The organism is Sphingomonas sp. ACRSK (assembly GCF_022346685.1).
Lineage (GTDB): Bacteria > Pseudomonadota > Alphaproteobacteria > Sphingomonadales > Sphingomonadaceae > Sphingomonas > Sphingomonas molluscorum.
This window is the reverse complement of the sequence record NZ_JAKRNR010000065.1, coordinates 1-6,421: the sequence shown is the minus strand read 5'-3', so window position 1 is coordinate 6,421 and position 6,421 is coordinate 1. Positions and strand designations below refer to the sequence as shown.

Genomic DNA, 6,421 nt, shown 5'->3' with positions numbered 1-6,421 from the left:
GGGGACCGGTGAGAGGATGGTCGAAAACGTACGCTAAGCACAAAGCCGTGTCAGCGATCGTATGACATCACGGATGGCCGGCTTTCCATTTTACCGGAATACGCAAGTAGGTGACACCGTTCGCCTCCGCCTGATCGAAATGGCCCGCGCGGATGTTGACCTGGATCGAGGGCAGCAGGAGCTTGGGCACGGATAGCCCGGCGTCACGCTGCTCGCGCATGGCGACGAAGTCGTCCTCATTCACACCGTCATGGACGTGGACGCTCGACCGTCGCTGCTCGCCCACCGTCGTCTCCCAGCGATAGTCGTCGCGACCCGGTGCCTTGTAGTCGTGGCAGAGGAACAGTCGCGTCTCGTCGGGCAGCGCCAATAGCCGGCGGATCGAGCGATAGAGCGTCCGCGCATCCCCGCCCGGGAAGTCGGCGCGGGCGGTGCCATAGTCGGGCATGAACAGCGTATCCCCGACGAACGCCGCATCGCCGATCAGATAGGTCACGTCGGCCGGGGTGTGGCCGGGGACATGCAGCACCTCGACCGCCAGCGCCCCGATCGCGAACTGGTCGCCATTCTCGAACAGGCGGTCGAAGTCCGAGCCGTCCGTTTTCAGATCATCCATCGCGAACACGGGGCGGAAGATTTTCTGCACGTCGCGGATATGCGCGCCGATCCCGATCCATGCGCCTGTATGCGCCTTGATGAAGGGTGCGGCCGACAGATGATCGGCATGAGCGTGCGTCTCCAGCACCATCGCGATCCGCCAGTCCTGCTCGCGGGCGAAGGCGACGATCCGCTCGGCCGAGCGCGTGTCGGCGACGCCGCTCGCCATGTCGAAGTCGAGGACTGGATCGATCACCGCCGCAGTCCGTGTCGCGGGATCGCCGACGAGGTAGCTAATCGTATTGGTCGGCTCGTCGAAAAACGCCTCGATGAGGGGCTGAGTCATGATTTTCTCCGTTAGCGCTTGCTAATATATTAGCTGGTGCTACATAAGCAACACCTAATGGAGTGGCGATGATGCTCAAACCGCCGATGGACCTGGCGACATTCGAGGCGAAGGCCGGGCAGGTCGCCGACACGCTGAAGGCGATCGGCAATGCTCGCCGGCTGATGCTGCTGTGCAAGCTGGTCGAGCATGGCGAGATGACGGTCGGCGATCTGGCCCGTGATGTCGGCTTGTCGCAGTCGGCCTGCTCGCAGCACCTGGCCAGGATGCGCGACGAGGGTCTCGTCACCTACCGGCGGGAGAGCCAGACGCTCTGGTACGCCATCGCGGATGCCCGCGTCGAAACGCTGCTCGGCACTCTCTACCAGCTCTACTGCAAGGATTGATGCGATGACGCTCGCGACCCTTTCTCCCGACGATACCCGTGCCGCGATCGATGCCGGTGCGCGCCTGATCGACATTCGCGGTGCCGACGAGCATGCGCGCGAACGCATTCCCGGCGCGATGAACGTGCCGCTCGACCGGATCGGCGATCTCCCGCGCGACGATCGTCCGGTCGTCTTTCACTGCAAGTCCGGGATGCGCACCGCCGCCAATGCGGCGCAGCTCGGCGCGGCAGCGGGTGGCGCGCCGGCCTATATCCTGGGCGGCGGCATCGATGCGTGGCGGCAGGCAGGACAGCCCACCGTCGCCGATCGGTCGCAGCCGTTGGAAATCATGCGGCAGGTGCAGATTACCGCCGGTGGGCTGGTGCTGATCGGCGTTCTGCTCGGCACGTTCGTCGCTCCCGGCTTCTTCGGGCTGTCGGCGTTCGTCGGGGCGGGGCTGATGTTCGCGGGCGTGACGGGGTGGTGCGGCATGGCCAACCTGCTGCGCGTCATGCCCTGGAACCGGCGCGCGACAGCCTGAGGCGATCGTGGACACCGCTGCCACCCTTGCCGCGCTTGCATCGGGCGGCGTGATTGGCCTGATCCTCGGCCTTGTCGGCGGAGGCGGGTCGATCCTCGCCGTGCCACTCCTGATCTATGTTGTCGGCGTCGGATCACCGCACGCTGCGATCGGGACGGCCGCTGTCGCCGTCACCGTCAATGCGCTTGCCAGCCTGGTCGGCCATGCGCGAGCGGGCCGCGTGAAATGGCGGTGCGCCAGTGTCTTCGCCGTCTCCGGAATGATCGGCGCGGCGCTGGGGGCGGAGTTGGGCAAGGCGTTCGACGGCAAGCGACTGCTTGTCCTGTTCGGGCTTCTGATGATTGGCGTCGGTTTGTCGATGTTGCGCAAGCGCCGCACGGCGGAAGCGCCGGACGTGCGACTGACCCGCGATAGCGCCTCGACGCTGCTGCCGCGCTTGGTTCCGATCGGGCTGGGCGTCGGGCTTGCCGCCGGCTTCTTCGGGATCGGGGGCGGCTTCCTGATCGTGCCGGGGCTGATCCTCGCGACCGCGATGCCGCTGCCCTTCGCGATCGGCACGTCGCTGGTCGTCGTCAGCGCGCTGGGGTTGACCACCGCCTTGTCCTACGCCCTGTCGGGGCTGGTCGACTGGAGCGTGACCGCGATGCTGGTCGTGGGCGGCGTCGCTGGAACGATCGGCGGTATTGCATTGGGCAAGGTTCTCGGCACCCGTAAGGGGCTGCTCGAACGTGGCTTTGCCGCCGTCGTGATTGCGGTAGGAACCTACGTTACGGCATCGTCGCTCTGAACCTGAGCAGCTTCAGCCGACTGCTATCGGCGCCCTCGCGCCAACAGCTTTTCACCATCGGGCCTGATCTCGCCCTTCGGCGTGACGTGTCGGTAGAGTGTTTGGCGCGTCACGCCGAGTTCGGCGCATAGCTCCGCGACCTTGGTTTCCGGTTTGCCCATCGCGGCCTGGGCGAGACGCAGTTTGGCCGGCGTCATCTTGAACGGACGCCCGCCGTGCCGACCGCGTGCCCGAGCGGACTCCAGACCGGCGCGCGTGCGCTCGACGATCAGTTCTCGCTCGAACTCGGCGAGGCCGGCGAAAATCGCGAAGATCAGCCGACCGTTGGCGGTGGTTGTGTCAATCGACGCGCCTTCGCCCGCCAGCACCTTCAACCCGATGCCACGCTTCGTCAGATCACCAACCGTATTGACGAGGTGGCGCAAATCGCGGCCGAGCCGATCGAGTTTCCAGATGACCAGCGTGTCGTCGCGGCGCAGCGCCTTCAGGCAGGCGTCCAGTCCCGGTCGCTTGTCGAGCCGGCCCGATGCGGCATCCTCATAGATATGCTCGGGATCGACGCCGGCCGCGACCAGCGCGTCGTGCTGCAGGTCGTGGACCTGGCTGCCGTCCGCCTTGGACACCCGCGCGTAACCGATCTGCGTTGTCACATATACGTCCGTTCACGTGACGGAGCGGCATTGCCCGTCGATCAATCGCGATAATGTCACATAACCCGTCTTCTGGTCTATGCTCCATGAACGGGTACGCTTTCCTGTTTCGTGACGAACAGGAAGCCGATGCCGACCAAGACCATCCTGTCGCCCGCGCAGCGTGCTGTGATCTTCGACCCGCCTGCCGATCGCGCGACGATCGAACGGCTCTATACGCTCGGTCCCGACGATCTGGCACAGGTGGCGCGACGTCGGCGCGGGGCGAACCGGCTCGGCTATGCGGTGCAGCTTTGCTACCTGCGTCATCCCGGTCGCAGGCTACTGACGGGGGATGCGGTGCCCGCCGCCATGCTCGCGCTGCTCGCCGATCAGATCGGGTGCGTAGCCGACGACTTCACCGGCTATGCCACGCGCCCCACGACATTGCGCGAACACCGGGCCGAGATCGAAGCTCTGCTCGGTCTGCGCGCCTTCGCGCGGGTGGATGTACGGGCGATGCTGGCGCTGGGATCGGAGATTGCCGCTTCGACTGATAGAGGTGAGACGATCGTCACAGGCATGGTCGATCGCTTGCGGGCGGACCGGATCGTACTGCCGGCGACATCGACGCTGGAACGGCTCGCCCTCATCGTGCGGACACGGGCGCGCAAGGCGGCCCATTCCAATCTGATCCGCGACTGTTCGACCGAACAGGAAGCCGCACTCGAACACATGATCGCCTCCGACGATGATGGGCGCACCCGGCTAGGATGGATACGCGAATGGCCGGAAGCACCATCGGCCGCGAACCTGAAGGGAATCGTCGAACGGCTCGACACCGTGCGCGGCATCGGGATCGCGGCTGATCGAGCACGACGTATCCATGCTGCTCGCTATGCCGTCATTGCGCGGACCGCCGGCATCGTCACCGCCCAGCACCTGCGGCGTCTCGAACGTCCGCGCCGGCTCGCCATGCTCGTAGCTTCCGTGATCGAGATGGAAGCGACGTTGACCGACGCCGCGCTGGTCATGGTGGAGAAGATGGTGGGCGCGCTGTTCCGCCGTGCCGACCGCACCCGCTCCGATCGGCTGCTCGGCCAGGCACGGATGCTGAAGGACACCGCGCGTTTCCATGCCCGGCTCGGTCGCCTGCTGGTAGATGCTCGTGCGAGCGGGCGCGATGCCTTCCGCGCGATCGACGCGAAGATGGGCTGGGATCAGCTCGAACGCAGCATCCGCTTTGCCGAGGATCTGACGCGCTCGGCCGATGACGGGCTGGAAGAAGTGGTCGAACGCTATCCCGCCGTGCGGCGTTTCGCCCCGACGTTTCTCGCCGCTTTCACCTTCCGCACCGCGCGGTTGGCTGATCCGCTGCTCGGCGCGATCGAGGTGCTGCGCACGATGTACCGCGACGGTCGATCGGTCCTGCCGAAGCGAGTGCCGACCAGCTTCATCAAGCCGCGCTGGCGCAAGGTCGTGCAGCCGGCGGAAGGGACGATAGACCGGCGCGCCTATGAGATCGCAGTGATCGCCCACCTGCGCGAGCGGCTCGGCTCGGGCAGCATCTGGGTGGACGGCAGCCGCGCCTATCGCACGCTCGACGACTATCAGCTGCCCATGCCCGCCTTCGAAGCGATGCGCGCGAGCGGCGATCTGCGCCTGGTTGTGCCGACCGACTTTTCCAAATGGTACGAGGAACGCCGCACCCTGTTGGCCCGGCGCATGACGGAGGTGGAGCGCGCAGCCGCAGCGGGCGAGCTGGTCGATGTGACGATCGAACGCGGGCAGTTGCTCATATCGTCGATCCGGCGATCCCCGTCCGACGATGCCGATGCGCTAAAGGCCCGGCTCTACGCGATGCTGCCGCGCGTCCGAATCACCGATCTGCTGGTCGAGGTCGCCGCATGGTCGGGATTCGCCGACCGTTTCGTCCATGCGCGCAGCGGCGCCCCCGCCTCCGACCAGTCCGCGCTGATGGGTGCGATCCTCGCCGATGCGACCAACCTCGGCCTGGGCCGCATGGCCGAAAGCTCGCGCGGGCTGACGTTGTCTCGCCTGCGCTGGACGGCGGAATGGCATGTGCGCGACGAAACCTATCTGTCGGCGCTGGCGGCGATCGTCGATTGCCATACCGCGCATCCGCTCGCGGCGGTCTGGGGACCGGGCGATACATCGTCGTCGGACGGGCAGTTCTTTCGTGCCGGTGGTCAGGGCGAGGCCCGCGCCGATCACAACGCCCGCTATGGCACCGAACCAGGCGTGCTGTTCTACACCCACGTCACCGACCGCTTCACGCCGTTCCACACCAAGGTCATCGCCGCCAATGCCGGCGAGGCCGCGCATGTCCTCGACGGCCTGCTCGACCATGAAAGCGAGCTGGTCATCCGCGAACATGCGACCGATACCGCCGGCGCGGTCGATCATGTCTTCGGCCTGTGCCATCTGCTCGGCTTCCGCTTCGCGCCCCGCATCCGCGACCTCAACGAGCGCCGGCTCTACAGCCTGTCGCCGCTCGACTCGTGGCCGACGCTGCGCCCGCTCGTCGCCGGTCCGGTCAAGATCCGCGCGATCGAGGAGAACTGGGACGAAACCCTGCGCCTTGCCGCCTCGATCCGCGCCGGCACGGTGAGCGCCTCGGTCATGCTCCGCAAGCTGGCGGGCTTCCCGCGTCAGAACTCGGTCGCCCGCGCGCTGCGGGAGATAGGTCGGATCGAACGCACCCTGTTCATGCTCGACTGGTTCGATGATCCCGACCAGCGTCGTCGCACCGGCAGCATTCTCAACAAGGGCGAGGCCCGCAACGCGCTCGCCCGCGCCATCTTCTTCAACCGCCTCGGCGAACTGCGCGACCGCACCTTCGAGAACCAGCGCCATCGCGCCTCCGGCCTGACCCTCGTCACCGCGGCCATGACGCTCTGGAACACCGTCTATCTCGACCGAGCTGTCCGTCATCTGCGCGGCAGCGGCGTCGACGTGCCCGACGAGCTGCTCGCCCACGTCGCCCCTCTGGGCTGGGAGCATATCGGCCTCACCGGCGACTATCTCTGGGGCGAGATCGACAAACCTCGCGAGCGGTTCAGGCCGCTGCGCCTCCACCAGCAAAGCCGGGACGCTTAGCGTACGTTTTCGACCATCCTCTCACCGGTCCCC

At 66.4% G+C, this 6,421-nt stretch carries 6 protein-coding genes; 4 read left to right on the top strand and 2 right to left on the bottom strand.

What is annotated here, in order from left to right:
• Positions 1 to 67 precede the first annotated feature (67 nt).
• A complete protein-coding gene (locus MHZ35_RS17505) occupies positions 68 to 943 on the bottom strand; it encodes an MBL fold metallo-hydrolase (RefSeq protein ID WP_061780293.1) in 876 nt (291 codons plus the stop codon).
• Between the two features lie 68 nt (positions 944 to 1,011).
• Here MHZ35_RS17505 and MHZ35_RS17500 point away from each other — a divergent pair, with 68 nt between their 5' ends.
• The 3 genes from MHZ35_RS17500 to MHZ35_RS17490 are packed head-to-tail and all read left to right on the top strand — an operon-like array spanning position 1,012 to position 2,639.
• Positions 1,012 to 1,329, top strand: coding sequence for an ArsR/SmtB family transcription factor (locus MHZ35_RS17500; RefSeq protein ID WP_042469298.1), 318 nt, complete (start codon positions 1,012 to 1,014; stop codon positions 1,327 to 1,329).
• A 4-nt stretch (positions 1,330 to 1,333) separates the two neighbouring features.
• A complete protein-coding gene (locus MHZ35_RS17495) occupies positions 1,334 to 1,852 on the top strand; it encodes a rhodanese family protein (protein ID WP_042469176.1) in 519 nt (172 codons plus the stop codon).
• Positions 1,853 to 1,859: 7 nt separating this feature from the next.
• Positions 1,860 to 2,639 (top strand): sulfite exporter TauE/SafE family protein, encoded by a 780-nt coding sequence (locus MHZ35_RS17490; protein ID WP_042469177.1) that lies wholly within the window; start codon positions 1,860 to 1,862, stop codon positions 2,637 to 2,639.
• A gap of 23 nt (positions 2,640 to 2,662) precedes the next feature.
• Here MHZ35_RS17490 and MHZ35_RS17485 read toward each other — a convergent pair whose 3' ends face one another.
• Complete coding sequence (locus tag MHZ35_RS17485; protein WP_082052512.1) at positions 2,663 to 3,289, bottom strand: recombinase family protein; 627 nt, start codon at positions 3,287 to 3,289, stop codon at positions 2,663 to 2,665.
• 129 nt (positions 3,290 to 3,418) lie between these two features.
• On the opposite strand from MHZ35_RS17485, the gene MHZ35_RS17480 reads away from it, so the two are divergent.
• Entirely contained in the window at positions 3,419 to 6,388 is a 2,970-nt protein-coding gene (locus MHZ35_RS17480; protein WP_042491074.1) for a Tn3 family transposase, read from the top strand.
• Positions 6,389 to 6,421: the final 33 nt, after the last annotated feature.